36 protein-coding genes are annotated in these 26199 nt (G+C 48.9%); 26 read left to right on the forward strand and 10 right to left on the reverse strand.

The genetic code is table 11. The annotated features are described in order from the left end of the window. The first annotated feature begins 5 nt into the window (after positions 1 to 5). The 8 genes from IPL32_02565 to IPL32_02600 all read left to right on the forward strand — a co-directional run bounded on the left by IPL32_02565 (position 6) and on the right by IPL32_02600 (position 5880). Positions 6 to 806: a hypothetical protein gene (locus IPL32_02565; protein MBK8464687.1), complete on the forward strand. Its 801-nt coding sequence runs from the start codon at positions 6 to 8 to the stop codon at positions 804 to 806. A gap of 55 nt (positions 807 to 861) precedes the next feature. Next, entirely contained in the window at positions 862 to 1158 is a 297-nt protein-coding gene (locus tag IPL32_02570) for a hypothetical protein (GenBank protein MBK8464688.1), read from the forward strand. A 19-nt stretch (positions 1159 to 1177) separates the two neighbouring features. Continuing rightward, positions 1178 to 1384 carry a hypothetical protein gene (locus IPL32_02575; GenBank protein MBK8464689.1) on the forward strand — a complete coding sequence of 69 codons (207 nt, stop codon included), beginning with the start codon at positions 1178 to 1180 and terminating at the stop codon, positions 1382 to 1384. A 74-nt stretch (positions 1385 to 1458) separates the two neighbouring features. Then, positions 1459 to 1650 carry a hypothetical protein gene (locus tag IPL32_02580; GenBank protein MBK8464690.1) on the forward strand — a complete coding sequence of 64 codons (192 nt, stop codon included), beginning with the start codon at positions 1459 to 1461 and terminating at the stop codon, positions 1648 to 1650. Between the two features lie 78 nt (positions 1651 to 1728). Further along, a complete protein-coding gene (dnaX, locus tag IPL32_02585; GenBank protein ID MBK8464691.1) occupies positions 1729 to 3573 on the forward strand; it encodes a DNA polymerase III subunit gamma/tau in 1845 nt (614 codons plus the stop codon). Between the two features lie 69 nt (positions 3574 to 3642). Further along, positions 3643 to 4536, forward strand: a complete 894-nt coding sequence (locus tag IPL32_02590; GenBank protein MBK8464692.1) for a TPM domain-containing protein — start codon at positions 3643 to 3645, stop codon at positions 4534 to 4536. Then, entirely contained in the window at positions 4536 to 5252 is a 717-nt protein-coding gene (locus tag IPL32_02595) for a nucleotidyltransferase domain-containing protein (GenBank protein MBK8464693.1), read from the forward strand. The genes IPL32_02590 and IPL32_02595 overlap by 1 nt, the downstream gene beginning before the upstream one ends. Before the next feature lie 13 nt (positions 5253 to 5265). Continuing rightward, positions 5266 to 5880 (forward strand): LemA family protein, encoded by a 615-nt coding sequence (locus tag IPL32_02600; protein MBK8464694.1) that lies wholly within the window; start codon positions 5266 to 5268, stop codon positions 5878 to 5880. 7 nt (positions 5881 to 5887) lie between these two features. Here IPL32_02600 and IPL32_02605 read toward each other — a convergent pair whose 3' ends face one another. The 9 genes from IPL32_02605 to IPL32_02645 form a co-directional block, all read right to left on the reverse strand. After that, positions 5888 to 6148 (reverse strand): hypothetical protein, encoded by a 261-nt coding sequence (locus IPL32_02605; protein MBK8464695.1) that lies wholly within the window; start codon positions 6146 to 6148, stop codon positions 5888 to 5890. Positions 6149 to 6422: 274 nt separating this feature from the next. Further along, positions 6423 to 6698, reverse strand: coding sequence for an ethanolamine utilization protein EutN (locus IPL32_02610; protein ID MBK8464696.1), 276 nt, complete (start codon positions 6696 to 6698; stop codon positions 6423 to 6425). 15 nt (positions 6699 to 6713) lie between these two features. Then, a complete protein-coding gene (locus IPL32_02615; GenBank protein ID MBK8464697.1) occupies positions 6714 to 6989 on the reverse strand; it encodes a EutN/CcmL family microcompartment protein in 276 nt (91 codons plus the stop codon). 6 nt (positions 6990 to 6995) lie between these two features. Beyond that, on the reverse strand, positions 6996 to 8012 hold the full coding sequence (locus tag IPL32_02620) for a tetratricopeptide repeat protein (protein ID MBK8464698.1): 1017 nt from the start codon (positions 8010 to 8012) through the stop codon (positions 6996 to 6998). 17 nt (positions 8013 to 8029) lie between these two features. After that, on the reverse strand, positions 8030 to 8296 hold the full coding sequence (locus tag IPL32_02625) for a EutN/CcmL family microcompartment protein (protein ID MBK8464699.1): 267 nt from the start codon (positions 8294 to 8296) through the stop codon (positions 8030 to 8032). Positions 8297 to 8386: 90 nt separating this feature from the next. Continuing rightward, positions 8387 to 8665 (reverse strand): ethanolamine utilization microcompartment protein EutM, encoded by a 279-nt coding sequence (gene eutM, locus IPL32_02630; GenBank protein MBK8464700.1) that lies wholly within the window; start codon positions 8663 to 8665, stop codon positions 8387 to 8389. 111 nt (positions 8666 to 8776) lie between these two features. Beyond that, positions 8777 to 9577, reverse strand: a complete 801-nt coding sequence (locus IPL32_02635; protein MBK8464701.1) for a class II aldolase/adducin family protein — start codon at positions 9575 to 9577, stop codon at positions 8777 to 8779. A 421-nt stretch (positions 9578 to 9998) separates the two neighbouring features. Beyond that, positions 9999 to 10310, reverse strand: coding sequence for a hypothetical protein (locus tag IPL32_02640; protein ID MBK8464702.1), 312 nt, complete (start codon positions 10308 to 10310; stop codon positions 9999 to 10001). Positions 10311 to 10325: 15 nt separating this feature from the next. Continuing rightward, the gene (locus IPL32_02645) at positions 10326 to 10994 is read right to left on the reverse strand and encodes a redox-sensing transcriptional repressor Rex (GenBank protein ID MBK8464703.1); all 669 of its coding nucleotides are present in this window, start codon (positions 10992 to 10994) and stop codon (positions 10326 to 10328) included. A gap of 206 nt (positions 10995 to 11200) precedes the next feature. Between IPL32_02645 and ruvA the strand changes: the two genes are divergently transcribed. From ruvA to IPL32_02720, 15 genes are all read left to right on the forward strand, one after another. Beyond that, positions 11201 to 11806, forward strand: coding sequence for a Holliday junction branch migration protein RuvA (gene ruvA, locus IPL32_02650; GenBank protein MBK8464704.1), 606 nt, complete (start codon positions 11201 to 11203; stop codon positions 11804 to 11806). A gap of 1 nt (position 11807) precedes the next feature. After that, positions 11808 to 12146 carry a hypothetical protein gene (locus IPL32_02655; GenBank protein ID MBK8464705.1) on the forward strand — a complete coding sequence of 113 codons (339 nt, stop codon included), beginning with the start codon at positions 11808 to 11810 and terminating at the stop codon, positions 12144 to 12146. Between the two features lie 120 nt (positions 12147 to 12266). Next, entirely contained in the window at positions 12267 to 13028 is a 762-nt protein-coding gene (locus IPL32_02660) for a CPBP family intramembrane metalloprotease (GenBank protein MBK8464706.1), read from the forward strand. Positions 13029 to 13051: 23 nt separating this feature from the next. After that, positions 13052 to 14092 (forward strand): Holliday junction branch migration DNA helicase RuvB, encoded by a 1041-nt coding sequence (gene ruvB, locus IPL32_02665; protein MBK8464707.1) that lies wholly within the window; start codon positions 13052 to 13054, stop codon positions 14090 to 14092. Positions 14093 to 14096: 4 nt separating this feature from the next. Beyond that, on the forward strand, positions 14097 to 14510 hold the full coding sequence (locus IPL32_02670) for a nuclear transport factor 2 family protein (GenBank protein ID MBK8464708.1): 414 nt from the start codon (positions 14097 to 14099) through the stop codon (positions 14508 to 14510). A 15-nt stretch (positions 14511 to 14525) separates the two neighbouring features. Further along, positions 14526 to 14936, forward strand: coding sequence for a hypothetical protein (locus IPL32_02675; protein ID MBK8464709.1), 411 nt, complete (start codon positions 14526 to 14528; stop codon positions 14934 to 14936). A gap of 8 nt (positions 14937 to 14944) precedes the next feature. After that, entirely contained in the window at positions 14945 to 15307 is a 363-nt protein-coding gene (locus tag IPL32_02680) for a hypothetical protein (GenBank protein MBK8464710.1), read from the forward strand. A 16-nt stretch (positions 15308 to 15323) separates the two neighbouring features. Next, complete coding sequence (locus IPL32_02685) at positions 15324 to 15938, forward strand: HNH endonuclease (protein MBK8464711.1); 615 nt, start codon at positions 15324 to 15326, stop codon at positions 15936 to 15938. A gap of 114 nt (positions 15939 to 16052) precedes the next feature. Beyond that, positions 16053 to 16373: a winged helix-turn-helix transcriptional regulator gene (locus IPL32_02690; protein MBK8464712.1), complete on the forward strand. Its 321-nt coding sequence runs from the start codon at positions 16053 to 16055 to the stop codon at positions 16371 to 16373. Between the two features lie 97 nt (positions 16374 to 16470). Then, complete coding sequence (locus IPL32_02695; protein ID MBK8464713.1) at positions 16471 to 16977, forward strand: SRPBCC domain-containing protein; 507 nt, start codon at positions 16471 to 16473, stop codon at positions 16975 to 16977. Continuing rightward, positions 16974 to 17477, forward strand: a complete 504-nt coding sequence (locus tag IPL32_02700) for an SRPBCC domain-containing protein (GenBank protein ID MBK8464714.1) — start codon at positions 16974 to 16976, stop codon at positions 17475 to 17477. Before IPL32_02695 ends, IPL32_02700 begins: the two co-directional genes overlap by 4 nt. 85 nt (positions 17478 to 17562) lie before the next feature. Further along, the gene (locus tag IPL32_02705) at positions 17563 to 17997 is read left to right on the forward strand and encodes a DUF1801 domain-containing protein (GenBank protein MBK8464715.1); all 435 of its coding nucleotides are present in this window, start codon (positions 17563 to 17565) and stop codon (positions 17995 to 17997) included. 9 nt (positions 17998 to 18006) lie between these two features. Further along, positions 18007 to 18414 carry a hypothetical protein gene (locus IPL32_02710; GenBank protein MBK8464716.1) on the forward strand — a complete coding sequence of 136 codons (408 nt, stop codon included), beginning with the start codon at positions 18007 to 18009 and terminating at the stop codon, positions 18412 to 18414. Positions 18415 to 18430: 16 nt separating this feature from the next. Further along, complete coding sequence (locus IPL32_02715) at positions 18431 to 19024, forward strand: dihydrofolate reductase family protein (protein MBK8464717.1); 594 nt, start codon at positions 18431 to 18433, stop codon at positions 19022 to 19024. 177 nt (positions 19025 to 19201) lie between these two features. Continuing rightward, positions 19202 to 20023 carry an alpha/beta hydrolase gene (locus IPL32_02720; protein MBK8464718.1) on the forward strand — a complete coding sequence of 274 codons (822 nt, stop codon included), beginning with the start codon at positions 19202 to 19204 and terminating at the stop codon, positions 20021 to 20023. 17 nt (positions 20024 to 20040) lie between these two features. On the opposite strand, the gene IPL32_02725 is transcribed toward IPL32_02720, so the two are convergent. Next, entirely contained in the window at positions 20041 to 20955 is a 915-nt protein-coding gene (locus IPL32_02725) for a DNA-3-methyladenine glycosylase 2 family protein (GenBank protein ID MBK8464719.1), read from the reverse strand. Between the two features lie 250 nt (positions 20956 to 21205). Here IPL32_02725 and IPL32_02730 point away from each other — a divergent pair, with 250 nt between their 5' ends. The 3 genes from IPL32_02730 (at position 21206) to IPL32_02740 (ending at position 25851) form a co-directional block, all read left to right on the forward strand. Beyond that, entirely contained in the window at positions 21206 to 23464 is a 2259-nt protein-coding gene (locus tag IPL32_02730) for a DUF1800 domain-containing protein (GenBank protein MBK8464720.1), read from the forward strand. 5 nt (positions 23465 to 23469) lie between these two features. Continuing rightward, positions 23470 to 24993 (forward strand): DUF1501 domain-containing protein, encoded by a 1524-nt coding sequence (locus tag IPL32_02735; GenBank protein ID MBK8464721.1) that lies wholly within the window; start codon positions 23470 to 23472, stop codon positions 24991 to 24993. A 90-nt stretch (positions 24994 to 25083) separates the two neighbouring features. Next, on the forward strand, positions 25084 to 25851 hold the full coding sequence (locus tag IPL32_02740; protein ID MBK8464722.1) for a hypothetical protein: 768 nt from the start codon (positions 25084 to 25086) through the stop codon (positions 25849 to 25851). Positions 25852 to 26199 lie beyond the last annotated feature (348 nt).

Below are 26199 nucleotides of genomic sequence, written 5' to 3' on the forward strand. Positions count from 1 at the left end.
AACTTATGACTGAAAAACCAAAGAAACATAGAAGCCCTAATTACCCTTATATCGGGCTTCCTGATGCCCTCGAAAAGGCGGAAGCAATACGACTGGCGGCTGGGACTAATCCGCTTGGCCTTGCCTCAGCAATGCACGCATGGGATTACAAGGAAGGCAGTGCGAACTCCGCAATAGCAGCCTTGAAGGCATTCGGGCTACTCGATGTCGCGGGAAATGGAAAACAAAGACAGATTAAGCTAACGGAGGTGGCGAGGAAAATTCTTGCCGATCATTCGGAAAAGCCAGATTTGTTGAAAAAGGCGGCTCTTAGTCCGTCTTTATATAAAGAAGTTTGGGAGAGATATAATGGCTCTCTTCCTTCGCTTGATAAAGTAATCAGTGAGTATTTGGTTTTCGAGCGAAACTTCAACCCTTCCGTTGTGGATAGCTTTATCAAAGATTTTCGAGCCACTATCGCCTATGCAAACCTCTCTGCTTCTGATAAGATTGAACTAGAGGATGGTGGTGAATTGCCAGAATTTGAGGATGAATCCCCTGACGATGAGGTAAACGACAGTGGAAGCAAGATTAGAAAGGCAATGACCTTACCAAAAGGTATTATGTTCAAGGCAAGTGTAGAAATGAATGAAGGTGGCCATTTGAATGTGGTTTTTGCAGGTGAGGCCAGCCGTCAAACCATGGCTTTATTAAACGAGATATATCAGCTTTGCGATAAATATGACCCGCAGCCTGAGAATCCAAATATAGATCGCGTAGGAAATAGTGTCTTGACTTCGGCGGGTGGAGAGGTCGGCAACGGCTAATTTGTCTGCCGCACCAGACATTTAGTCGGGTAATAGAAGTGAATAGGAGTTTTGAATGAGTAACGACGAAGAAATGGCGATAAGAGGTCGAATGATGACCGATTATACTGAGGCCAAGAAAAGAAAAGTTATCTTACAAGCCGAGAGAGAACGTTTAGGCTCACTAATAAACTATGTCGGAGTTTGTATGCAGGGAGAACATCCCCATATCACCGCGAGTTTTAAGGAAGAACACTTTGCCGCTCTTGATGCTCCAAAAGTCCGCGAATTGTTAGATGAAACGAAAGAAAATACGGAGCTGATTGCCAACTTGAGAAAGCAACTAATGGCTTTAGGTCTATCTTTGGATTAAATACTAAAAGGAGATCACTATGCAGAAATGGGAATATCTAATAAAAAAAGAATTAGATGATCGAGATTTAAACATGTACGGCATTGACGGGTGGGAGTTGGTTTCTGTCGTTCAATCTACAAGCCTGATAAATCCAGCAACAGGCAAACAAGAATCCACAATCACCGCTTATTTCAAAAGGCCGTGGGCAGAAGAAAAGAAACCAGCCAAACTACACACTTGGTAGCAATGCACAATGTAATACCCCAAACTTGGAAATCGTATAAACGGGAGAAAGGTCTCGACAAATTCACTTCTATTATGGATCTGGGGGACTTGGGTTTTAAATTGTTAGACAATCTGCCAATTGACAGCGCGTTACACCCAAACAAGACGGTTGACGAGATAGTTGATGATGCCGTTAAGGATGGCAACTATGAAGAAGTGGTTTATAGCGCCCGCCGTTATCGCAGAAAAAACGCTGCTTATAAAATTTCTATTTACGTAAAATGACACCCACACAAACTTACATCACTACCAAATCTCCTGCGGCGCTTTATCGTTTGAGATTTATCCTTTATTCTTTAAGAAATGTCTTATCAGGTGATCGCAAGAAAATGGAGGCCGCAGACCTTTGAAGAGGTGACCGGGCAAGAGGTCATTACGCACACGCTGCGGAATGCCCTAGAATACGACCGTCTGCATCACGCCTACTTGTTTTCAGGTGCTCGCGGAGTCGGTAAAACCACGACTGCCCGCATTCTGGCAAAGGCCCTGAATTGTCACAAGACCGACAAACCCAATCTAACGCCGTGTTTGCTGAATGACCCGACCGCATGCCCTTCGTGTATCGAGATTTCGGAAAGCCGTTCGATGGATGTGCTTGAGATCGACGCCGCTTCGCATACCGGAATTGACGATGTGCGAGGTACGATCATTGACGGCATCAACTTCAACCCGGCACGCGACCGTTACAAGGTTTTTATCATTGATGAGGTCCATCAGCTTTCGAAATCGGCATTCAACGCCCTTTTGAAAACGCTCGAAGAGCCGCCAAACAACGTCGTTTTCATAATGGCGACGACCGAGCTGCACAAGGTTCCCGAGACGATCCTGTCACGATGTCAGGAATTCGAATTTCGCACCATTCCGCTCCAAAAGATCTTTGACCGGTTAAAACTGATCGCCGACGCTGAAAATATAGACATTTCAGACGATGCGTTGCGTGAATTGTCCCGTTCAGGCGAAGGCTCGATGCGCGACGCTCAGTCAAATTTTGATCAGGTCATAAGTTTTTCGAGTGACAAGATCTCAGCAGCCGATGTGACCAACGCACTCGGTTTTGCAGGCGTTGAGATACTCACAAAAACAATAAACGCGATCTCGGAGAAGCAGCCAAAGGCCATTTTAGCTGTCGTTGACGACATTATCGCTCGCGGCCACGACCTGCGAAACTTCTGCCGCGATCTGCTCGGGCTGTTCCGCGATCTGCTTGTTTTCAAGGTTGCCGCCGATGACAAACACCTTTTCGAAGGTGCCGTTTTCAACGAAGATGAAATGCGTTCCATGGCAGCGTCGTTTACCGAAGCCGATCTTCTGCGGTTCTTTAATTCGCTCTGCGAAACCGAAGCCAGCCTCCGCGAAGCTGCACATCCGCGTTACGTACTCGAGATCGGCCTCGTAAAGCTCATTGAAATGCGAAGCGTCACCACTATCGAAAGCATTCTAGAACGCCTCGATTCCCTTTCGACGGGAGTGCCTCTAAAGTCAGAACAAGGAGCGATAGCGACTGGGTCTTCCCATTCTGCAGCCGCCTCTGCCAATAACACTCAGGAAAAAAAAACTCTAAAACCTGAGCCGACGGACACAGGCGGAAACGCGAGTATCAACGATCGTGCTAAGGTGCAGGAGGTTTCAGCTGCACATTCATTTGCAGAGGCTGCTCTACCAGATGAAGTACCAGATATTGACGAGAGTCCGGTGGAAGAACCGATCATTGAAACCTCGGCGATTGTTGAACATTATGTTCCGACGGTTCGCCTGCCGTCGCTCTCTGCCGCCGAACTGGAACACATTGACGATGCGCGGCTCGATGACGGTTACGAAGACAAATTAAGGCTCACAGGTGACGATCTTTTGCCGATCAAGAGCCTGAATAAGATCGTCGAGACCTTGCTGGGCATAAGGCCAGCAAATGCAGTAAATTCAACGCAACATGCCGCTGCAGCTGCTCCAACCGCAACCGCCGCGGCTCCGGCATTTGATGTCGCAAAATTTAGAGATGAGTTTGTTCCAAAAGAAGAGAGCGTCGAACTTCCTATTTTGAGCAGCGATCCAACCGAGGCCGAGCTTCTCGAATACGCGAACGCTCATCCCGTCGTCAGGGCGGCAAAACGTATCTTTCGCGCTAAGATAGTCGAAGTAAGAAAGGCCTGACCACGAATTACCGAACATCTACCGCGATGTTCTCGTATTGCTTATAGATTGGCGAATTATCGCGACACAATGAAAAAACCTATCGACTTCGGTAAATTTGTTTTTTTCTTCGCCGCGACCCTGTTGCTCGCGGTTTCGGCGTTTGCGCAGGAAACCCAACCTTTTTCGATAAACAATTCACCTCTGCCGCCCTCAACCGGTTTTGTTAACGATTACACCGGTGTCATTGACGCGGCTACTAAGCAGCAACTAGAAACCAAGCTCAAAAATCTAAAAGAGACCACAAATCCATCCGTCGAGATCGCCGTCGCCGTCGTAAAAACGACTGGCGAACGTGACACTTTCGATTATTCCCTCGCCGTCGCACGCGGCTGGAAGATAGGCTCAAAAGACGACGACAATCCGAGCGCCTTGCTGTTCGTCGCAATAGACGACCGAAAATATTACACGCAAGTAAGCAAAGACCTCGAAGACGAGTTGCCCGACGGTCTCGTCGGTAGCCTTCAACGGCAAAATCTTGTTCCGGAGTTTAGAAAAGGAAACTACGGTAAAGGTATTTCCGACACTGTCGATGCATATATTACGACGATCCGCAATAAAGGCAACGCTGGCGCCGCGCCGCAAAAACCCGTCGCAGGAACCGACAGATCTACAGGTGGAAGTGCAGTTTTTGGTCTATTTTGCTGCGGTGTGATCGTTTTTATTATCCTATTAATAATCTTCTCGCGGTCTAAAGGCGGGCCGACAAAGGGCGACCGAAACCGTTGGGGTGGCGGGGGATTTGGCGGTGGGGGTGATGTTGCCGGAAATATTGCTTCGGGCATTATCGGTGGAATAATAGGATCCAGCCTGTCCGGCGGAAACTCTTCGAGCGACTGGGGCGGCTCGGATAGTGGAGGCGGTTGGGGCGGTTTTGGCGGTGGTGGTGATTTCGGCGGAGGCGGCTCAGGAGGTGACTGGTAATGATGATACATTTTGACGCATTCATTGATGATCTGAAATCCACGCACGGCAAAAATCTGTCGTCGGTAATTCTCTACGGCTCGGCCGCAGCAGGCGATTTTGTGCCGAAACAGTCTGACTACAACATTCTCATCGCGCTGCACAAAATTGGTCCGGCAGATCTCAGAAATGCTCATGCGTGTGTCCGTGAATGGACACGCCTCGGCAATCCGGTTCCGGTTTACTTCACAGTTTCCGAACTTCAAAATGCCGCCGATGTGTTCCCAATAGAATTTCATCAGATGAGCATTGCTCACAAAGTGCTCTACGGCCCAGATGTGCTTGCCGATCTCAATATTTCGGACAAGTTTCTTCGTCTACAGGCGGAGTACGAACTGAGAAGTAAACTTATCCAACTGCGGCGTCAATATATACCTGTATCAACATCGGTCGATGGATTGAAAAGTCTGATGGCGGAAAGCCTGTCTAGCTTCGCCGCTCTTTTTAGGGCAGTGTTGATCCTAAAGGGTTTTGACCCGCCGGCGACAAAGCACGAAATTGTTGCCTTAACGGCGAAAGAGCTTCAGATAGACGGCACACCGTTTGAAAAAATATTCAATATCCGTGAGAATAATTCCACCGTCACATTGAACGAAATTTCTGCCAACGCACTTTTTGGCGAGTATATGGAGCAGATCGAAAATGTGATCAACGCTGTAGATGCAATCGGAAAATAAGGAGAACAAAAATATGAAAAGAGCAATTTTATTATCGATCGTATTGTTTGCGGCGTTTGCCTTGAGCGGATGCAGCTACAACGACCTAACCGCTAAACAGCAGCAGGTCAAAGGAAAATGGGCCAATGTCGAAAGTGCGATGCAGCGGCGTGCTGACCTAATACCGAATTTAGTAGAAACCGCGAAAATGGCTAATATCGGCGAACAGGAAATTTTCGGACAGATCGCCTCGGCCCGTTCAAAGTTGCTGGAGGCTTCGAAGGCCGCACCAGCGGGAGCCGATGGCGATAAATCACCCGAGCAAAAACAGGCCATTATCGACGCCAATAATAGCTTTGGCGGCACTATCGGTCGTCTGTTAAGCCTCTCAGAAGCTTATCCAGTGCTCAAATCAAGCGAAGCCTTCATGAAGGTCCAGGATGAGCTAGCAGGCACCGAAAATCGCATAAACACTGCGAGAACTGATTTCAACGATATGGTCACAAGCTACAACACCACCCGAAACTCGTTCCCGGCTGTTTTGACCGCTGGTTTGCTTGGATTTAAGGAAGAGCCTTACTTCACTGCCGAGCCGGGTGCGAAATCAGCTCCGAGCGTTGGCGATGCGAATTCGTTGAGAAAACCATAACCACGGATCAAAATCCGCGCGAATTACACATAGAACAGTGATCGCAAGGCTTGCTAGGCTCGAACTGGCAAGCCTTTTCTTTGAACTCGCTGCCGAAAATGGAATCGGCAATAGCTTCGGCGATACTTAGTTTGTCGAGGCTCGGATGAGGCGGCTTTATGTCGGAAGCCGAAACGCCCTCGATCCTATCGAGGCGATGGTTGATCTTCTCAATAGCCGCAAATATCGACGCGGCATCAAACTCTGAGGTTTTTAGACTATTTGTCATCTCTGGCCACTTTAAGTCTCATTATTGCAACATTTAGATCGATATCAGGAAAAAATGCCGTTGCTGAGGGGTGAAAAAGCCATCGGATACCCCTCAAAAGCCATCGGAGACCCCCCAAAAAGCCACCTAAAAATCAGGACTCTTCCTTACGATGGTCCAAGCCCGGCGGCGTTGGCGGGATGGACGGAACGGTCGCCAGCCGTCATTCATTATCGCCGATCTAACCTCAAACCGAACCAATATCTGAAAAAATATCCAATTTTCAGTACAGCTATTAATCTAAGAGATCAACATAATCCACAACCCCAACAATTGCAGAATCGATCGCTGCTCCGGGCTTGCCCGTAGCTGCTGTCGATGCTGACCAGCCTTCCTGAGCGATGATAACGATGTCGCCTTCGCCCGAATTTACCGAATCCAGGGCAATACATGTGTAAGCCATGTCCTCGCCTTCTGGCGTTATCTGGCGGCAAAGCATCGCCCGCGTTCCTTCGTAACGCTGGTTCTTCTGCGTTGCTACGACGTTTCCGATGACCCTTGCTAAAAGCATAATGAATTGCGGGGATTATCCCTGAAAGACATGAGCGTCCGAATCTATGATCCCAACTATTGTGCAGTCGGTGGGTGTTTCGTCACGTTTGAAAGGAAACGAAGCCTCTTTTCCCCGGCACCAAAAGACGAGTTCGCCGACACCGCAGCCGACTGCATCGAGAGCTATCGTTGGCTTACCTGTTGGGTTAAGGTCGGCATCGAGCGTCTGCACGATCAAGAACTTGCGCCCGTGAAGGGTCGCATTCTTCACCGACGAAACCACATTACCAATGACGCGGGCGATCTGCATTAAGATTTACGACCCTTTCTTCAAATCGGCGATCGCCGTTTTGATCCGGTCAGCATTTGGTGCTTTTGGCAATAGCTCCAGGTATTTCTCGAGTTCGCTTATGGCCTCAGAGTTCTTTTTTTTCTGAGCGTAGATCTGTCCAAGATAAAGATGTGCGAGAGCAAGCTTTTCACCAGCTGGACAAGCGATCGCAGTTTTTAATCCACTCTCTGCAGCATCGATATTTCTCAGGTTGTAAAGCGAAATACCGAGGTACATATACGCCTCGCACATCGCTTTTTTCTGCTTAACCACATCATCGAAAACTGCGGCCGCAACCTCATAGTGTTTCTTTAAATACTGCGTGTATCCTACGGAGTATTTTGCTTCCAAATAATCAGGCTTGATCTGTACGGCCTTGACGAAGGCTTCGAGAGCCAAATCGAGTTCGTTTTGCATTAAAAGAGCCGAGCCTTTTTCGTGATATGCCACTGCAAAATTCGGATATGCAGCGATTGCCTCATCAAAAGATCTCACCGCAGCTTTCGCATCATTTTTCTGAAGTTTTTCTACACCTTGTTTAAACTTTTCAATGGCAGGCTTGGGGACATCCTTGAACATCGGATTGACCGAGTAAAAATCACCTTTTTTCTGACCTTCGACTCGAAGATACAATAGAACATTAAAGGTCCGCCCTGCAGGAGTGTCGCGATCTATAGTGAGGAACTCACTCTCTGACGGGTAGCCTTGAACTTTTACTGCGATCGTATAATTACCCGCGTTTATGCTTCCAGTTTGAAATGTTCCATCAATGTTGGTCGTGACTGAAAGACCCGGACCGTCCGAACTTGAAACATAGACCTTAACACCTGTTGCAGGCTTGCCATCCGGAAGGAGAACTCTGCCTTGGATACTATAATTACCGCCATTGCTGTCAGCCGCTCGATTTCTATCACCAATTCCCTGCCCTGCGGCGGACATGACAAAAAGCCCAAGGGTCGCGAATAATATGAAAATAAACGTAGATCGCAGTTCGTTTTTCATGTCACACCTTTCCTGTGTTAAGTAAAATCGATCTCGTCGATCACGCCGATGATCGCAGAATCGACCGGACAATCTTTATTGCCTTCTGCCAAACGAGCAGACGAACCGCTAACGACGATGACCTTTTCGTGAAAGCCGGCACCGACCGTGTCAACGGAAACAATATAGCCGCTCTGGTCAGTGCCGTCGAGGTTGATCGGCTTGACGATGAGCAGCTTTTTACCGTGCAGGCGTTCGTCTTTTTGAGTGGACACAACAGTGCCCATGATGCGTGCGATTATCATTTTGAAGTTCAAAGTTTCAAGTTCAAAGTTCAAAGTTCAAAGTTAAGGCCGCCGAAGAGGAACCTTGGACCTGGAACTTTGAACTTTGAACTACTTACGTACGACCGGCAGCGTTTCATCAACGCTGGAATGCGGACGCGGTATAACGTGAACACTGACAAGCTCGCCGACGCGTCTTGCTGCTGCAGCGCCCGCGTCCGTTGCCGCTTTTACAGCCGCAACGTCACCGCGAACGATAGCGGTCACAAATCCTGCGCCGATCTTTTCATAGCCGATTAGTTGCACGTTTGCGGCCTTGACCATTGCGTCAGCGGCTTCGATCGTTGCCACCAAGCCTTTAGTTTCAACCATTCCCAATGCTTCTTGCATTTAGTTTTGCTCCTTAGTTTCGGGCAGAAACGCGACTGTTAAGGAGCGTGCACAATGTTCGTCTAACGCACGCTCGTTAACACTCGCGTTTCGGCCCGTTGTTCAATCAGTTTAACTCAATTTGGCCGCTTGGCTCAAAAGCTCTATTAATTCTTCGCGTGTAAATGAGATCTCGCCGCCGTTCGCCCCCGACTTTGCCGGATAGCTAACGTCCAATTCGCAGGAAATATGGGCATCGTGCAAATATCCGCAAGCCTGACAGCGGGCGTTTTCTTTCAGATAACCCGCTTTTTCTCTTATCTCGATGAGTTTTTTGATTGCATCCTGCGGCAGATCATTTGCGCCGCCGAGAGCTTTTGCCAAAATTGCGATCTTTGCCGTGTGTTCGAGTGTTTCAAGCCTGTCAAATGACTGCCAAAGATCTTCGCCGTAGGCAACCGCTCCGTGATTAGCCATCAACAGCGCGTTGTGATGCGTGACATACGGTTTCATCGCCTCGGTCAGCTCGTTTGTCGAAGGCGTTCCGTAATCGGTCAGAGGCACACAGCCGAGCGTCAGTATCACTTCCGACAGGATCGGTTTGTCTATCGCAAGTCCGGCAACCGCAAACGCCGTCCCGTGCGGCGGATGTGCGTGGCAGACCGCTTTTATGTCAGGCCGCATCTTGTAGATCAGTAGATGCATCGCAAGTTCCGACGATGCACGTTTGTCCGACAAGGGCTTGCCGTCCATATCGGTCAGCGCAAGGCAATCCTCAGTCATACGGCCCTTGCAAGTCATCGTCGGCGTCGCCAGCACCGTATTCTCATCGAGCCGAACGCTTACATTGCCGTCCGACGAGACCACATAGCTGCGTTCATAAAGCAGCTTGCCTATCTCGACAATTAGTTTTCGAGCTGAATATTCGTCCATAAAACAGGAAACCCCAGATTAACACATCTGGTCGAGCGAGTGCCAAAACCGACCAAAAGCTGAACAACTCCGGCGTTATGCTCTGCATTGAACCATGGAACAAATACTACTTGTTCCTACCAGAGTAGGAAATAATACTACTATTTCCTACCATGAAATGGGTCTGGAATAAGTAACTCATTGCATTTACACAGTTTATTCCATTCGTTCCGTTCAGTGTCAAAATAAAAAGTTTTTCTAAAAAATCAATTTTCAAAGAGCCGTTTAATTCAGTCAAAAAAGTAACACAATTTTCTATAAATTGCAAGAATTTTTATCTATGAAACGCTGCCTACAGGTCTTGGTATAAATAGAAAACCACAGATCAACTTGTCGTCGTGGACGGCGTTGACCTGTGGTTTAGATTTGGCAGAAATTTATATTACCTGCTGCGATCTTTGTGAACCCTTACCGGAGGCGGAGGAGGCAGGACCGGTTCGTCGATGCTTTGCGAATTCAAAAACTGGTCGGGAACATGTTCAAATTCACTCGCACTCTGCCCGATCCGCAGACGAATGTTTTCTTCACGTAATTGTTCGTTCTCAATTCGAAGTTCCCGTACCTCATGGCGGCATTTGCTTCGATTTCCAAATCGCGGGGCTCCAATATTTACAAAAAAACTAGCGACAAAGATCCCAATTGCAAACGTCGCTAAAAACGGCAACGCTCTCTTTAACCAACCTATATTTCCCATGATCTTACCTCTCTATTACTGCTTACGACGGCTTTTGGCTTTCGGTTTCAACTGATTGACCGGCTGCGCCAGAAAATATGAAAGACTTTCCAGCGATGTTGTCAGATCGATCGTTTTCAATTTCACATCCTTGGATGCTTTTAATGCGACCGGTGCAAAATTCATTACAGCTTTGATGCCGGCTTTTGTGACTCTTTCCAAAGTATTTTGGGCATTTGCCGCCGGAACCGCGATCACCGCTACTTCTATCTTATCCCTTTTGACGACCGCAGCAAAATTTTTGATGTCCAGAATCTCAACATTCCCGATTTTTTTTCCGATCTTCTTCGGATCCGCGTCAAAAAGCGCGGCAACGGTAAAATTTGCCTTCTTAAAACCATAGTAATCGGTAAGCGCCGTGCCCAATCGGCCGGCTCCGATAATGCAGACGCGATGTTCCTTATCAAGCCCTAAAATGTGCGTCAGATGGTCGCGAAGTGCCTCGACCCTATAACCGACGCCGCGGACACCGAATTCGCCAAAATACGCGAGGTCTTTGCGTATCTGTGCGGAATTGAGATGAAATATCTCCGCCAAAGCTTTTGACGACACCGTCTTAGCACCTTTCGCCGCTAGATCGTTCAAACAGCGCAGATAAACGCTTAAACGGTTGGTAGTCAGCTCTGAGATCTTTTCCGACTTCATTGATAACAAATAAAACAGAATGCGAAATGCAGTGCAAGCTGACTCTTTAAGTTCCTTTGCGGTCTTTGCGGCTTTGCGGGAAATCTTTATCCCGCAAAGACGCAAAGACCGCAAAGTCAAGAAAGATCTATCTATATTACGAACGATTCCGAGACATTGCGATGTTCCTCAATTTGCATTACAATTCCTGTTTCAACTGTGAAACAATGATTGCTTACCTATCCGGAAAACTTCTCGAAAAACAAACCAACACCGCGATCATCGACGTCGGCGGTGTCGGTTACGAAGTATCGATCCCGCTCTCGACATTTTACGAGCTTGGTGAGATCGGCTCGGATGTCAGTCTGCGGATATATACGAGCGTCCGCGAAGACGCCATCCAGCTATTTGGCTTCAAAACCCTGCGCGAGCGTGAGCTTTATCTGCAACTGATCTCGGTTCAGGGCATCGGCGCAAAATCGGGCATTACGATGCTCTCCGGCATGAGCGCCGACGAGATAATAACGGCGATCCGCAGTAATGACCTTGTTCGCCTGACATCGATCCCAGGCGTTGGCCGCAAGACTGCCGAGCGGCTCGTAATTGAGCTGCGCGACAAGGTTGGAAAAGTGTCCGGCGACTCCTCGCTCGACTCAGCCACGCAAAAAACAATGCCGACTGATGACGTTTTCGAAGATGCCTTGTCAGCGCTCGTAAATCTCGGCTATCAACGAAATCTCGCCGAAAAGGCACTAAATCAATCTGCTCAGGAAGGCACGGAGATATCGGTTCAAAAACTGCTTCGTCGGGCGTTGCAGGTGTTGGCAAAATAACATGGTATACAAACATTTATTTTTCCTATTATCTTTGATCCAACTAGGGCATTGTAGCGGCGATTGGGGTGGTACTCGGGGTCCACTTTATGACATCCGTCAAATTCCAGTTGGTCAACATAGTGTTTACTTTAAGAGAGAGATTAGAGGGCGGAATTATGAAGGGCTTTCAATCTCAACCGATGGAAATATGTGTAATGGCCCATCCAAAAAAACGGATTTTTTTGTCGATAGTGAAACGATTGGAATGGTTTTTTATAAAGTGAAAGGTGATGAGCTGCAAATTTATTCGCAAAATGTCTTCACCTCCTCCTCAAATAGACAACAACTTCCCGATTAAGATTGTTCAAAAACCAATTCCAGTATCCGAGCACAGCGGAGAAAATGCCATAAAGCTTGGTTATACAGAACTAGTATTGTCAGACGGCTCTTTAAAATACTGCACCAAGTAGCAAGGTTAATGCTCGAATTAGCACGACAAATATGGAGCGATCTTGCGACACTTGATCGCCGCACTGTTTTTGCATTCGTTTACGCGGCTGTCGGCCTGACATGCATTTCGTATTTCAAAAATCCTGATTATCTTGCCGCGATATTGTCGGGCACTCGATTTGCCGACGTCGGCGTTGAGGCCGCTCACCCGACGAATAACAATCTTTACGGCCTGATCTGGTGGGTTTTTGTGTCGGTGATGTTTTATTTTGTCATGCCGGCGTTATTCACAAAGTTTGTGCAAAAGCGCAAACTGAGCGAGATCGGTCTCGCGTTCACAATTGAAAAAGGCTTTGCATCGATATTGCTAAAATGCGTTTTAATAATGCTGCCGCTCATTTATCTGATGTCGCTGACCGATGGCTTTGCAAGTAAGTATCCGTTCCTCAAGGTTTACAACGGCGATCCATATTTCAGCACGACATTGCTTATTTGGGAACTCGTCTATTTCTTTCAGTTCTTTGGACTCGAGTTCTTTTTTCGCGGCTTTTTGCTTCATAGTTTCAAACCGACGCTTGGGCTTTATTCGATACTCGCGATGACCGTTCCCTACACGATGATCCATTTTCAAAAGCCAATGCCGGAGACTTTTGCGGCCGTTTTCGCCGGTATTTTTCTCGGCTGGTTGAGTTATAAAAACGGCACGATATGGATCGGCCTCGTCCTGCATTGCATCGTCGCCTTTTCGATGGATATTTTGGCTTTATACAATAAGGGGCTATTATTTTGATGAACGCTATTTCAACGCAAATCATGACCAACGCCGCGGCAATTAACATCAGAAACGAAGAACTATCGCCCGAAGAAAGTAAATTTGAGGCGACGCTTCGGCCTGCGCAGTTGGCCGAATACATCGGCCAAACAAAGGTCAAAGAAAACCTGCGAGTCTTTATGAAGGCGGCTCTCAAACGCCGCGAAGCTCTTGACCATATATTGCTCACAGGTCCGCCAGGCGTTGGCAAAACAACTCTTTCGAACATCGTTGCCAACGAGATGGGTGCGTCGCTCAAATCGACCTCTGGCCCCGTGATCGAAAAGGCAGGCGATCTGGCTGCAATATTGACCAATCTCGAAGAAGGCGATGTGCTTTTCATCGACGAAATACATCGGCTCAATCCCGCGATCGAGGAAATTCTCTATCCGGCGATGGAGGACTACAATCTCGACATTATGATCGGCCAAGGCACCGCCGCGAGATCGATCAAGCTTGAGCTGCCAAAGTTCACATTAATCGGAGCAACCACCAGGCCCGGAATGATCACGGCTCCGCTGCGTGGAAGGTTTGGGATCATATTTCACCTTGATTTTTATGGTGTCGATGACCTTCAAACGATCTGCGAACGTTCGGCTAACATCCTCGAAGTTGTCATCGAGAATCTAGGCTCGCATGAGATCGCCAAACGCGGTCGCGGCACGCCGCGTATCGTAAATCGCCTGCTACGCCGAGTACGCGATTTTGCCGAAGTCGATCACGACGGCTGTATTTCCGAACACGTTGCTTCGAGTGCTCTCGACAGAATGGAAGTCGACAGCTATGGCCTCGACGAACGCGATACCAAATTGATGAGAACCATCATCGAGAAATTCGACGGCGGCCCGGTCGGCTTGGGAACGATCTCAGCCGCGATCAACGAAGAAAAAGACTCGATCGAAGAGATCATCGAACCATACCTGCTCCAGATCGGCTTCCTCAACCGCACACCCCGCGGACGCATGGCGACACGCCTCGCTTACGAACATTTCGGTCTCGATTCATTAATGCCGACGAATAACAATCCTGCACTTTTTTCGTGATGCCATGGACAATCAAACATCGCCTCTAAAAGCTGAGACCCAAGTAATAAAGTCCGCCTACGCCGCACTCAACCGGAACGATATAGACGGGTTCGTCAAAGATTTCGACCCGCAGATCGAGCGGATCGAATTCGAGGGATCTCCGAATGCTGGGGCTTATCATGGTATCGATGACGTTAAGGCCCACGTAGCCAAAGGCCGCTCGACGTGGGCCAAAGGCTCTTGCGAACCGTCGCGATTCGTCACTGCCGGCGATAAGATCGTTGTGACCTGCCACGTCCGCGTCAGGCTAAAAGACCAACCCGATTGGCTCGAAGGCCGCACCGCCGATATATATACTTTCCGCGACGGAAAGGTCATCGAGTTTCGCACCTTCGCCGACGAAAGCGAGGCTCGCGAATACGCCGGAGTAGACTAACAAAAGGAGAACTCTATGCTACGAATAGTTTTTGGTGTTGTCGGGGGATTTATTAGCTGGATGATCGTGTTTATCGGAATAGAAAAGATCATTTCCGCTGTCTGGCCCGCGTTTAACGTTAATCAAAAGGCGTTCGAAGAGGCCATCAAAAATGGCGCCGGTGCATCGGGGTTTACGGCTGACACGTCGATGCTGCTTACGCAGTTTGTATTCGGCACAATAGTCTCCGTGATGGCCGGATCTCTGGCGGCACTCATCGCAGGTGAAAACTCCGAAGCTCCGCTGATCGCCGGCATTCTGTTGCTAGCGATGGGCATAGCAAAGGCAGTTATGTCGTGGCAGTATGTCCCCCTTTGGTATCACGTTATCTTTACGGCGATGCTGCTGCCGCTCGCGATAATTGGCGGTAAACTGATAAGCAATTAAATTAAACAATGAAATTTGAAAAACTAGTTCCAAATATCTTCTACGTCGACATCGCCGATGGGGTGAAAATGTTTGTCGATTGTCTGGGTTTTGAGATCGGGCATGATGAACGAACATCACGCCAGCCGTTCTGCGTCGTCGAACGAGACGGCCTGCGGATAAATCTTTTTCAGAATGCAGAACTTGGTAAGGAGCATTATCCTGAGTTTAGGTTAGTGACTAAAAATATCGAAGAAGTTTACGACAAGGTTTCCAGATCTCATCCCGAATTTCTTCACCCAAACCTCAAGCAAATCACCCTTCGCCCATGGGGTGCTAAAGAATTCGCATTAAAGGACGGTCAACTCGGCGTTATTATTCAAGAGTGGTGAGGTACGGAAGCAAATCATGATCGAAAGCGAAATATCAACTCTTGTGGATTCGAGTCGCCTTTCTGTGGCTAGGAAGGGCGTAATTCGAGATTTTATCAACGCAGTTTGCGATGTTGACCCCGAAGTAAGTGTCCATCTGGGCGATCCGAATTGGGGAGCGCTCGAAATCGAGCGAAATGGAAAATCCATCGCACGCGTTTTCACCAAGAGTGGAAAGGTACAGATTTACAATTCGGACATGGGGCGTTCGGCTAACTATTTTGGCGAGGACATCGTATGCAACGATCTCAATCAATGGGTTTTCACGGTCAAACAGGACTCTGATGCTGAAAGAATGCTCAGTTGTTTAAGCGAAAACCTGACGGCGCGAGACAGACCAACCGTAAGGCCGCGTTCCTCTTCGTTGGATGAATCGACACCAACCCCACGGACTCTATCGCGGAGACTACGGTTTGCCGTATTGTTTCGAGACGGATTCACATGTCAATACTGCGGACGGAAGCCGCCCGAAGTCAGCCTGCATATTGACCACCGCAATCCAGTTTCACTTGGCGGAGAGCATTCGATGGAAAATCTTCTAGCAGCGTGTAGCGAATGCAATCTTGGCAAATCGAACAAGTTTTCAACTTAGCTTTTGAATCGGTCGGATTCTACTCCCTTACAAAATTCGCTTCTTTCGCTTACGACACCGTTCGGTTGCACTTGACATACGCAACCGTTTGGTTGCATACTCTTGTTCGAAGTCATGAAACGAGACATTTTCCAAGCCATAGCCGACCCGACGAGGCGGGCGATCATTGCTTTGATCGCGTTGCAGGCGATGACGCCGAATGCTCTGGCGGAGCATTTTGACACCTCGCGGCAGGCGGTTTCTAAACATCTGCGCATTTTGGCGGAGTGTGAACTTATCACACATGAGCAAAAAGGGCGGGAGATCTATTACTCGCTGGAGATCGAAAAAATGAAAGAGATCGACCAATGGCTGGAGCAGTACAGGCAGATTTGGGAAGCGAGATATGGTCAACTTGATGAGTTGCTTGAGGTAATGAAAAAGGAAAGGGCTTGATCTCGGAATTCTTTGCTTAACCTTTGCGGCTTTGCGACTTGGCGGGAGGGGATTTCCCGCAAAGCCGCGAAGACCGCAAAGGAAGAAAAGAAAATCTGTGAGGAATAATATGGAGTTTATTGTCAACAAAGAGACGAAAACGGTTTTGATCACAAAAGAGTTTAGCGCGGAGCGCGATTTGGTCTGGGACGCATATACAACAGTGGAACTCCTCGACCAGTGGTGGGCGCCGAAACCGTTTGCATCACGCACTAAGGTTATGGAATTCAGAGAAGGCGGGCGGAGATTTTACGCGATGGTCAGCCCCGAGGGAGCAGAGCGTTGGGCGGTTCAAAAATATACGTCCATTACGCCAAAAACTAATTTCAAGTTCTTCACCGCTTTCTCGGACGCGGACGAAAACCTGCAATTGCCGGGCTCTGATTGGGACCTGAGTTTCAGCGAACAGGATGGAACGACAACGGTCAGTGTTTCGATCTACAACGAATCACTTGAGCGCCTGGAGAAGATGATCGAAATGGGCTTTAAAGAAGGATTTACTATGACATTGAACTATCTTGAAGAACTGCTCGCCGCATTATCAGAAAAAGGAGTGAAACAATGAAACCTGCAGAAGTAAGCACGCCGTCAGATCGTGAAGTGTTGGTTAAAAGGAGCTTTGATGCGCCGGTCGATCTGGTGTGGCAGGCTTATACCGAGCCCGCGTTGATGCGTCGTTGGCTAACGGCCATGCCCGGATGGTCGATGCCGGTGTGCGAGATGGCTGTTCATGTGGGTGGGAAGTATCGCTGGCGCTGGCGAAATGAAGAGGACGGCATGGAGTTTGGGTTCACGGGAGAGATGCTTGAGGTCGCGTTGCATTCGAAGATCGCACATACGCAGTACTACGACCCGGGCGACGGTGAATTTGGATCTATGGGAGATGAGCCGTCGATCATCACCGTCACGTTCAACGAGACCGAGGGCATCACGAACGTGGCGACCTCGATCAAGTTCGCTTCGAAGGCGGATCGCGATGCGGCCATTTCGACCGGCATGACGGATGGAATGGAGATGAGTTACCAGTCGCTCGATGGAGTGCTCGCGACATCAAAAGAAAGCTAAGGTTTAGCCACGAATGACACGAATATCACTAATAAAAAATTCGTGCCATTAGTGTAATTCGTGGCTAAACAATCTTTATTTCTATATGGACGTAAAAGTACAGATCAAACAGCACATCGCGAGCCACCCGGAGCCAAAACGTAGTGAGATGCAGCAGTTGCATGAACTCATTTTGGGAGTAGATCCGAAATGTAAATTGTGGTTCTCCGACGGCAAAAACAGCGAAGGTAAGGTCGTTACGAATCCGGATATCGGCTACGGATCTCGCCCTCACAAATACGCCAACGGGACGGTCAGCGAGTTCTATCAGATCGGCCTGAGCGCAAACAAAACCGGGATCTCCATCTATATCCTTGGCATCGAAGACAACAAATACCTGACCGAAACATACGCCAGCACCCTTGGCAAAGCAACCGTGACCGGGTATTGCATACGATTCAAAACTCTAAAAGATATAAACACCGACGTTCTCGAGGCGGCAATACGATTTGGGTTCGATGCTCAAAAAATAAAAGGGTGAGACTGATCAATGAAGCTATCCCAAGTATTTTACGAAATCTTCGAATCGGACGCTCAGCATCTCGATGAAATTGATTCCACCCAAATTCACGAGATTGATCGCGAAATCCGTCTAATTGACGAGCAAGGGGAAAGCACTTTCATCTCTTGGTGTTCTGAACCTGTTCAATACTCAGTAGGCACTTCAAAAGTTAGCTTCTTTGACGAACCAATTCCTGTTATCCAAGACATGAGTAACTCAGGACTTTGGAAGGCTTTGGTCGGAAAGGATGTTGCTGTCAGCTTCGTGGATAAACACCATCAGGTGTTGGAAATAACCAATGACGATAACGATAAGGTTTACTGCTGGACCTCTGCTTTTGACGAAGAAGGTGAAGATACGTTGTTCATTTCGCCCCAGACGCCATTAACCCATTGAATACAGAAAGGAGAAAATGAGAAAAATAATTGCAGCGGAATTCATGACGATCGATGGGGTCATACAGTCGAGCCCGGAGGACGGGTTTAAGTATGAAGGGTGGTTTTTCGGATATACGGACGAGGAATCCGGGGAAGTGATACAGAGGCGGCTGGCGAAGCCTGTCGATCTGCTGTTGGGGCGAAAGACGTTTGATATGTGGGAGCCGTATTGGCCGACGCATTCGCATTTCTGGCCGAACGTCATGACCGCGACGAAGTACGTCGCTTCGAACACACGCGACTCCAGCGATTGGCAGCCGACGGTCTTTTTAGGCGGAGACCTTGCGGAAAAGTTGCGCGAACTTAAACAAACCGACGGGCCAGATCTGTACGTATTTGGAAGCGCGGATCTGCTCCAGACGCTTTTCAAGAATGATCTGGTCGATGAAATGGAACTGATGATAATGCCTATAACCCTCGGTGAGGGAAAACGCCTCTTCCAGGACGGCACGATCCCGGCGTCCTTCAAAGTAACCGACAGCCTGATCTCGCCAAACGGCAACATCGTCATAACCTATACGCGCGACGGCGACGTAAAAACCGGGGCTCCTCAGATAGAGGAAGATTAGGATTATTCACCACAGAGACACAGAGAGCACAGAGGTTTTATAGATGTATCTTTGGAAATTATTCGTAATATCTTTTCGGTTTTGCCTTTCTCTGCGTCCTCTGTGACTCTGTGGTGAAATTCTTATTGGAGACCAAATATGAAGACAAAAGCTTTTGTAGTGACGATTCTTATGATGATGTTCCTAGCTTGTATCGCATCGGGGCAGCAGAGACCGGTTAAGGGGTATGCGCCGGTTAACGGGTTGAAGATGTATTACGAGATCCAGGGCAGCGGCGAACCGGTGGTGCTGCTTCATGGGGCGTTTATGGCGATAACGGACGACTGGCGTTTGTGGGTCAATGAACTCGCTAAAACGCGGAAAGTGATCGCCGTCGAAATGCAGGGCCACGGGCGCACCGCCGACATCAAACGCGACATTACCTATGATAACCTCGGGGATGATGTAGCTGCGTTGCTCGACTATCTGAAGATCGAGCGAGCGGACCTCGTCGGTTACAGCCTTGGCGCCGGAGCCGCGATGAATTGTGCGATCCGCCACGGCGAAAAAGTGCGAAAGGTCGTCAGCATCTCAGCCCCGATCCGCCGCGACGGATGGGTCAAAGAAGGAAACGACGCGTGGCCCAATTTCACGGCGGAGATGTTCAAAGGCACGCCTGCCGCAACCGAACGGGAGAAACTGAACCCGGTGCCGGGCAGCTTTCCGGAGTTTTTCAATCACATCAAAGCGGCAGCGATGAGGCCATATGACTTTGGAGCCGACAATCTCAAAGCGACCAAAGCTCCGTTCTTCTTCATCCACGGCGACGCCGACGGTGTGCGGATCGATCACATCGCCGAAATGTACCGCCTCAAAGGCGGCGGCAATACCCACGCAGACATGCACCCGCGCGTCGAATCGAGACTAGCCATTTTGCCAGGCACTACCCACGTCACCCTGATGGACCGCATGACCACGATCGTCCCGATGATAAACGACTTTCTAAACGGGAAGCCCTAGAAGCAATCGAGTGGTGATCAATTTATCCACTTTTCTGTCATGTCGCACCAGATGACGAGCCCGCGCCATTTGCCGAATTTTTTATAGTGTTTCTCGATCTTTTTGTCCGGGCACACTTTTTCTTTGTTGTGATTTTTATAGAATTGCGAGCGGAGCCACGAATCGAGAGCGAGGCCATCGTAGCGACCGACAAGTTTTAGCAGATTCTCGGCCGCGTAGTCGCCGACGCCCTTTACCTTTTTCATTTCCTTCTTTAATTCAGGTGTTGGCAGATCTGAGGTCAGCCAATTCTGTGGATCTAATTTTCCAGCGGCGACCGCTTCGGCCAGTTCGACAAAATACGGCGCTCGGTAACCGGCTTTGATCTCAGTCCGGTAGAAATCTTCTGAAACGGTGGCCATTGCCTCGGGCGTGGGAAACGCGTTTCGCCGTCTGTTTGGTGGTTTTACACGCAAGCTGCCAGCCTGCGTTCCGACTGACCCAAGTTTTTCGACGAGGTTCGAGACCATAATTTTTGTTAGAGCCCAGGAACAATTCGTCGTGCAGATCGTTTTTACGAGGTCTTCGAATACGGTTGGCGAACGCAGCATCCGGCCGGCACGCCTTTCTACAACCCAGTCCAGTCTGTCGTGGCCTGCGACCGATTCATAAAAACCGCCAATGTCGTCATCAAGCCTAAGCAAATGACGCACATCAGCAACAATCTTCTTTTCATTCGCAGGTTTTCGATCCAGATCGATCCTTAGCCTTCCAGCTTCTTCAAAAATGGATGAACCAACGGGTTTTCTTGTTTTCCCCTCATTAAAAACATAACTCAGCCGCCAATTTTCCAGATCTATCTCAAACGGCGCAAGCTCGCACCAGCCATGACTGTAGATCGTAGAACGAAAACTAAAATTTTCGGGTATGTCTATAAATAAGCTGTGCGGCATCGGAAAATTATTTTTTAGGTAATGTACTTATATTATTTATCAACTATGCAACTACAGCAATCGTCTAACGATAAAAGGGGCCATTTGTATTTTGACATCCAAAAAAGTAATGCTTGTATTAGTTGAGTACTTTAGGTTATAGTAGCTTGTATAACAAGATTTAACGGGCAATGGCTCCACTGTCCGGTTTTGTTTTAGCAATTTCTACAGACCTGATCATTTCACTTTTTTTGCCTACAGGAGGGATCGTATGAAAAGCAGAGAATCGCTGGCAATTTTGCGGATTTTTGCAGCGGCAGCATTGATTATTTTCGGAACGCTCGGAGTGTTCGCAGAGGTTGATCCGGACCCGAACTCGCCGACTCCGATACTGGTGAGTCAGACACGATCGACTCGCGCACTTGCGATCCCAGAGAGTGATCTTAGTCGGGTTGATTTGTCGCAAATAGAATCGCGGGCTTTCGATCCGCATGCCAGAGTGGTTCTTTTCGTAACAAATCTCTTGCTGATGCCGGACGAAGGCTCGAACGCTTTTCGTGTTTACGGTACGGATGCACTCGGTCGTCGATACAGGTTTCCGGTCGTCAATTTCACGTCGACCAACTTTCGCGGGATATATGCTGTCACCATCAAACTGACGGATGATGTTGGCTTTTGGCCGCAACCGTCCGCAAACGGAGATCTGCTAATGCAGCTTACCTGGCGCGGCATGGGAAGCAACCGCGTCAGGCTTGGACTTGGACAAACGGGCGGCGGCCCGGCCGACGATGATAATGCAAGGCCAACTCCTTTCAGCCCCAACAATTCAAACTCTGCTAAACAATACGAGAACACCGAACCTCAGAACTATGTCGGTGACAGATGGTCGGGCGACAGAATGCGGTTTCTCGAACAAGCCACATTTGGGCCAACGTACGCTCTCGATGCCAGAGTTCGTCGTATTGGCGTACGTGGATGGCTCGCCGAACAATTTGCTGCAAGTTATCCTTCGGTAAACAACCCATATCCTAATCAGCCATTAAAACCGGGCAGCGCACAGCCGGATTGTGACAACAACAATACCGGTACAAATGGCAATCCGATCGACGTGCCGCTTACTTGCAACCGTGACACCTATTCAATGTACCAGCCGCAAACCTGGTTCTTTAAGGAAGCGTTTTACGGCGACGCTCAATTACGTCATCGCGTGGCTTGGGCGTTAGCTCAGATATGGGTCACATCCGGCGTCGATATTCAGCAAGGAAGGCACATTGTTGAGTACCACAAGATACTTTCCAATAATGCGTTCGGCAATTATCGCAATCTGATGAAGCAGATGACGCTCAGTCCAACAATGGGTGCTTATCTAAGCATGGCGTCGAGCACGAAGAACAATCCGAATGAAAATTATGCACGCGAGATAAAGCAGCTTTTCACTGTAGGGCTCTTTATGCTGAATCAGGATGGAACGCTTCAGCTTGACGGATTAAATAACCCAATTCCGACTTACGATCAAGACGACGTAAACAACCTGACGAAGGTTCTAACGGGCTGGTCGTTTTGCGAGACCACGGCAGTTTGCCCCAACCGGGCAGCGGGAGCGCAGAATTACATCGACCCGATGCTGCTCAATACCGGCAACCATGATCTAACGGCAAAGACACTTCTGACTTATCCTGGTGTGACAAATCAGAACATTGCCGCCTGCACGGGATGCACAGGAACAGCGATAACAACCTATGCCAATAACTCAATGGACCAGGCTTTGGACAATATTTTCTATCATCCGAATACCGGGCCATTCGTTTCGAAAATAATGATTCAGCATATGGTTACGAGCGATCCAACGCCGGCTTATGTGGCACGTGTGGCCGCTGTTTTCAATAACAATGGCTCCGGTGTTCGCGGCGATATGAAAGCGGTGGTCAAGGCAATCCTGCTCGACCCCGAGGCTCGCGGCGACGTCAAGACCGATCCGAATTACGGCAAGCTGCGTGAACCTGTACAGTTCGCGACAAATCTCTACAGATCTCTAAACGTCAGGTCGGCAGACGGCCTGTCTCAGAGCGACGGCTACGTTTATGCCCGCGGCGAATTTTCGGGAATGGGCCAGGTACCGTTTCAATCGCCCACCGTGTTCAATTTCTTCCCGCCCGGATATGTGATACCAGGAACGGCAATGCTTGGGCCGGAGTTCGCGATCATGACAACCGGCACCTCAATACAGAGAGCTAATTTTGTAAACCGAACTTGCTTCACAAATCCGGCGATCGCAGTAGCTACGCCAAACGCTCCAAACGGCACATCAGTAGATTTTTCCGATCTACAGGCACTAAGCACTGCCGACAGCACAGGCAATCTTCTTGTCGACGAGCTTAATCGTCGGATGCTGCACGGCACAATGTCTGCGGCAATGAAGAGCACGATCTTGACCGCCGTAACTGCGGTCGCAAGTTCCGATCCGCTCGGCCGTGCACGGCAGGCCGTTTATCTAGTAGCAACATCATCGCAATATCAGGTGCAGAGGTAAAAACAATGAAAGAAACACGACGCGATTTTTTGAAGAAAACAGGCGGATGCGCACTTGGAATGGTATCGCTGGCCACTCAAATGCAATATCTCGGCTCGATGAGCGCAATGGCTCAGAGTGTTATAGATAGCCAGAGCGCAGGCGGAGACAGCTACAAAGCTCTCGTTCTCTTGTACTGGTCCGGCGGAAATGACGGCAACAACATGGTGATCCCGAATCACAGCGATACAAGCATTCCCGAACTCAGCACATACGCAAACTATGCCAGCGTCCGCAGTGCATCAACGCTGGCGCTGCCGCAGAATTCCCTGCTGCCGATCGCGGTGCCTAGGTTTAGAGACAGCCAGAACCAGCCGCTGTCTTATGGACTGCATCCCAGCCTCGGTCCCGCTGCTACTAATGCGATCAATCCAGGCATCCACGAGCTCTACAATTTGGGTAAACTTGCTGTGGTTACCAATGTCGGCACACTTGTCCGGCCATTGACCAAGGCACAGTATCAAAGCTCCTCGTTCCAAAAGCCCTACCAGCTTTTCTCACACTCCGATCAGGTGACTCAGAGCCAAACAAGCATCGCGAATACCGAGGCGTTCACAGGCTGGGGCGGCCGAATATCGGACACCATGACGGCCACACAAAACCCTAACGGGCTTATACCGATGATCACCTCGATCTCTGGCGCGCAGCTTTTCACGGCCGGGCAGACGACGCTGCCGCTTGCGATCGCGAACGCTGGCACTTCGCTTGCGGGAGTTTTGAATCCGGCAGGTTTTAACACTTCTGCTGCATCCGTTGCGAGACTTAATGCCTTCAACGCGTTGCGTGCGCAGGACCTTTCGTCAAATTATGTCGCAGCCGCGAGCCACGTCACCGATCTGGCGATGCAGGCGAATAGCGCGCTGCAATCGTTTCAGGAAGTGACTGTGACCTTCCCGAATACAAGCATCGGCAACCAGCTAAAACAGGTTGCCCGGCTGATCAAAAAACGAACGGATCTGAACGTCAACCGGCAGATATTTTATGTGCAGATCGGCGGGTTCGACCATCACGAAAGCGAATTGAGCGGACAGGTCAGTTTGTTCAGCCAATTTAGCCAGGCGATGCGTTCGTTCTACGATGAAATGGTCACCCAGAACATTTCGAACGATGTCACGACGTTTACGCTTTCGGATTTTGGACGCACATTCACGCCGGCCGGCACAGGAGCCATCGTCGGAACGGACCATGCGTGGGGAAATCATATGTTCGTAATGGGCGGCTCGGTTTTGGGCGGCGATTTTTACGGCAGCCTGCGGCCTGATGGAACGGGAAATTATTTCCCGACACTTACGGTCGGCGGCTTGGACGACACGACTAATGCCGGCACAAGCGCCCGCGGACGCTGGATACCGACAACATCGGTCGATCAATACGCTGCCGTGCTGGCGAAATGGTTCGGACTGCCTCAGGACACGCCGACATTGAACGCGATCTTCCCAAATCTCGCCAACTTCCCCGGCACAAATTCACAGCTCGGCTTTTTGCCGTGATGTGAAAGTGAATTTTGAAAATGAAAGGCTGTCCGAGAGGGCAGCCTTTTTTCTGCCGCTCGGCATAAAAGTTTGGTATTCTCCTTAGTAATGAAACGCAGACTTATTTATGCAGCGTTGTTGGTGTCCCTAATATTGGGCGTTATTAATGGCCAAGAAATGTCGGACGGCGAAATAATCGTCACACCGGCAGAAAAACGCGAAGTGCAAGCGTTTGCCAAGCAGTTTGTTAAACGTCTGCAGCAGACGCATGATATGACTCCGCTAATACGCGAATTTTTTGTGCGTGACTTCGCTTCCTGTCTGCGTAGGGAAATTGAAAAGGATGCAGAAAATGGTGAGGGAAAGAAACTGCAACTGTCATCCAGAGAGCTTGTCCGAGCTTACAGTACGGAGATGAACCTTCATTACATGATGATTGTGGCATTCATGTATGATAATGGGCGTGGAATCAAAGGTGACTATGACCCTTTCAAATCTACATTTCCCCCGCGTATTCAAAAACAACTTGATGCCCTGGAGCGTGATGGTCAGCTGCTTGACAACGATCAGTTGCTTGACCAGAAATCGTATTTTCGGATGCTCCGTCGGATGGAAAAGGTAATAACCGAAGCACTTCAGTACATTACAAGAAAAAAAATCGAATCAACCCCTGCCTTTTTAAAGGAATTTAACAGATATGCCAAGAGTGATTGGCTTGGCTATGTCGTTAAGGCAGGGCCGGGTGACCATGCTTTAGTATGTAAACACCCCGGTGCCAAGGTATATAGCGTGACGACGCCTACGTGGCTCGTATTGGCTTTGATGAAAGAAAAAGGAAAACTCCGTATTTCATTTGCTGGTCCCTACGGTGAATAGTTGCCCCATCCAAAAGAAAAAAGGCTGCCAACCTCCCGAGTCGCAGCCTTTTTTGGCTTACGTCGAACCGATAAAGCTAGCCCAACGAATTTGCCTTTTGAAGGACACGCCGAATAACTGAAAGTTTCCAAAGAATAAGATCAACGCCCGTATTTAGTGAACGGCTCGTTCGTCAAATAAAAAAAAGGCTGCGACCCTGTTCGCAGCCCTTTCGGCGAAATCGTTGGTTCTCTTAGCAAGCCCACCGATTCCACCGATCCTATGTTGTGTAAATTAAACACATTTAATCGCGGCGGCTTTCCAAAAAAAGCGATGACAGGGGCAGTTTTTAAAAATCACGCGTCTGTG

The sequence above is a fragment of the Chloracidobacterium sp. genome (assembly GCA_016711345.1).
Taxonomy (GTDB): domain Bacteria; phylum Acidobacteriota; class Blastocatellia; order Pyrinomonadales; family Pyrinomonadaceae; genus OLB17.

Coding starts and splice junctions, on each gene's coding strand:
- IPL32_02720 (MBK8464718.1), top strand. CDS start 19,202: ATGTTCCTAGCTTGTATCGCATCGGGGCAGCAGAGACCGGTTAAGGGG.
- IPL32_02620 (MBK8464698.1), bottom strand. CDS start 8,012: ATGAAAAACGAACTGCGATCTACGTTTATTTTCATATTATTCGCGACC.
- IPL32_02730 (MBK8464720.1), top strand. CDS start 21,206: ATGAAAAGCAGAGAATCGCTGGCAATTTTGCGGATTTTTGCAGCGGCA.
- IPL32_02715 (MBK8464717.1), top strand. CDS start 18,431: ATGAGAAAAATAATTGCAGCGGAATTCATGACGATCGATGGGGTCATA.
- IPL32_02645 (MBK8464703.1), bottom strand. CDS start 10,994: ATGAAGTCGGAAAAGATCTCAGAGCTGACTACCAACCGTTTAAGCGTT.
- IPL32_02605 (MBK8464695.1), bottom strand. CDS start 6,148: ATGACAAATAGTCTAAAAACCTCAGAGTTTGATGCCGCGTCGATATTT.
- IPL32_02675 (MBK8464709.1), top strand. CDS start 14,526: ATGCTACGAATAGTTTTTGGTGTTGTCGGGGGATTTATTAGCTGGATG.
- IPL32_02660 (MBK8464706.1), top strand. CDS start 12,267: ATGCTCGAATTAGCACGACAAATATGGAGCGATCTTGCGACACTTGAT.
- IPL32_02685 (MBK8464711.1), top strand. CDS start 15,324: ATGATCGAAAGCGAAATATCAACTCTTGTGGATTCGAGTCGCCTTTCT.
- IPL32_02580 (MBK8464690.1), top strand. CDS start 1,459: ATGGATCTGGGGGACTTGGGTTTTAAATTGTTAGACAATCTGCCAATT.
- IPL32_02615 (MBK8464697.1), bottom strand. CDS start 6,989: ATGCAGATCGCCCGCGTCATTGGTAATGTGGTTTCGTCGGTGAAGAAT.
- ruvA (MBK8464704.1), top strand. CDS start 11,201: ATGATTGCTTACCTATCCGGAAAACTTCTCGAAAAACAAACCAACACC.
- IPL32_02610 (MBK8464696.1), bottom strand. CDS start 6,698: ATGCTTTTAGCAAGGGTCATCGGAAACGTCGTAGCAACGCAGAAGAAC.
- IPL32_02670 (MBK8464708.1), top strand. CDS start 14,097: ATGGACAATCAAACATCGCCTCTAAAAGCTGAGACCCAAGTAATAAAG.
- IPL32_02740 (MBK8464722.1), top strand. CDS start 25,084: ATGAAACGCAGACTTATTTATGCAGCGTTGTTGGTGTCCCTAATATTG.
- IPL32_02640 (MBK8464702.1), bottom strand. CDS start 10,310: ATGGGAAATATAGGTTGGTTAAAGAGAGCGTTGCCGTTTTTAGCGACG.
- IPL32_02735 (MBK8464721.1), top strand. CDS start 23,470: ATGAAAGAAACACGACGCGATTTTTTGAAGAAAACAGGCGGATGCGCA.
- IPL32_02595 (MBK8464693.1), top strand. CDS start 4,536: ATGATGATACATTTTGACGCATTCATTGATGATCTGAAATCCACGCAC.
- dnaX (MBK8464691.1), top strand. CDS start 1,729: ATGTCTTATCAGGTGATCGCAAGAAAATGGAGGCCGCAGACCTTTGAA.
- IPL32_02590 (MBK8464692.1), top strand. CDS start 3,643: ATGAAAAAACCTATCGACTTCGGTAAATTTGTTTTTTTCTTCGCCGCG.
- IPL32_02725 (MBK8464719.1), bottom strand. CDS start 20,955: ATGCCGCACAGCTTATTTATAGACATACCCGAAAATTTTAGTTTTCGT.
- IPL32_02575 (MBK8464689.1), top strand. CDS start 1,178: ATGCAGAAATGGGAATATCTAATAAAAAAAGAATTAGATGATCGAGAT.
- IPL32_02600 (MBK8464694.1), top strand. CDS start 5,266: ATGAAAAGAGCAATTTTATTATCGATCGTATTGTTTGCGGCGTTTGCC.
- IPL32_02710 (MBK8464716.1), top strand. CDS start 18,007: ATGAAGCTATCCCAAGTATTTTACGAAATCTTCGAATCGGACGCTCAG.
- ruvB (MBK8464707.1), top strand. CDS start 13,052: ATGACCAACGCCGCGGCAATTAACATCAGAAACGAAGAACTATCGCCC.
- IPL32_02705 (MBK8464715.1), top strand. CDS start 17,563: ATGGACGTAAAAGTACAGATCAAACAGCACATCGCGAGCCACCCGGAG.
- IPL32_02570 (MBK8464688.1), top strand. CDS start 862: ATGAGTAACGACGAAGAAATGGCGATAAGAGGTCGAATGATGACCGAT.
- eutM (MBK8464700.1), bottom strand. CDS start 8,665: ATGCAAGAAGCATTGGGAATGGTTGAAACTAAAGGCTTGGTGGCAACG.
- IPL32_02700 (MBK8464714.1), top strand. CDS start 16,974: ATGAAACCTGCAGAAGTAAGCACGCCGTCAGATCGTGAAGTGTTGGTT.
- IPL32_02680 (MBK8464710.1), top strand. CDS start 14,945: ATGAAATTTGAAAAACTAGTTCCAAATATCTTCTACGTCGACATCGCC.
- IPL32_02690 (MBK8464712.1), top strand. CDS start 16,053: ATGAAACGAGACATTTTCCAAGCCATAGCCGACCCGACGAGGCGGGCG.
- IPL32_02635 (MBK8464701.1), bottom strand. CDS start 9,577: ATGGACGAATATTCAGCTCGAAAACTAATTGTCGAGATAGGCAAGCTG.
- IPL32_02565 (MBK8464687.1), top strand. CDS start 6: ATGACTGAAAAACCAAAGAAACATAGAAGCCCTAATTACCCTTATATC.
- IPL32_02625 (MBK8464699.1), bottom strand. CDS start 8,296: ATGATAATCGCACGCATCATGGGCACTGTTGTGTCCACTCAAAAAGAC.
- IPL32_02655 (MBK8464705.1), top strand. CDS start 11,808: ATGGTATACAAACATTTATTTTTCCTATTATCTTTGATCCAACTAGGG.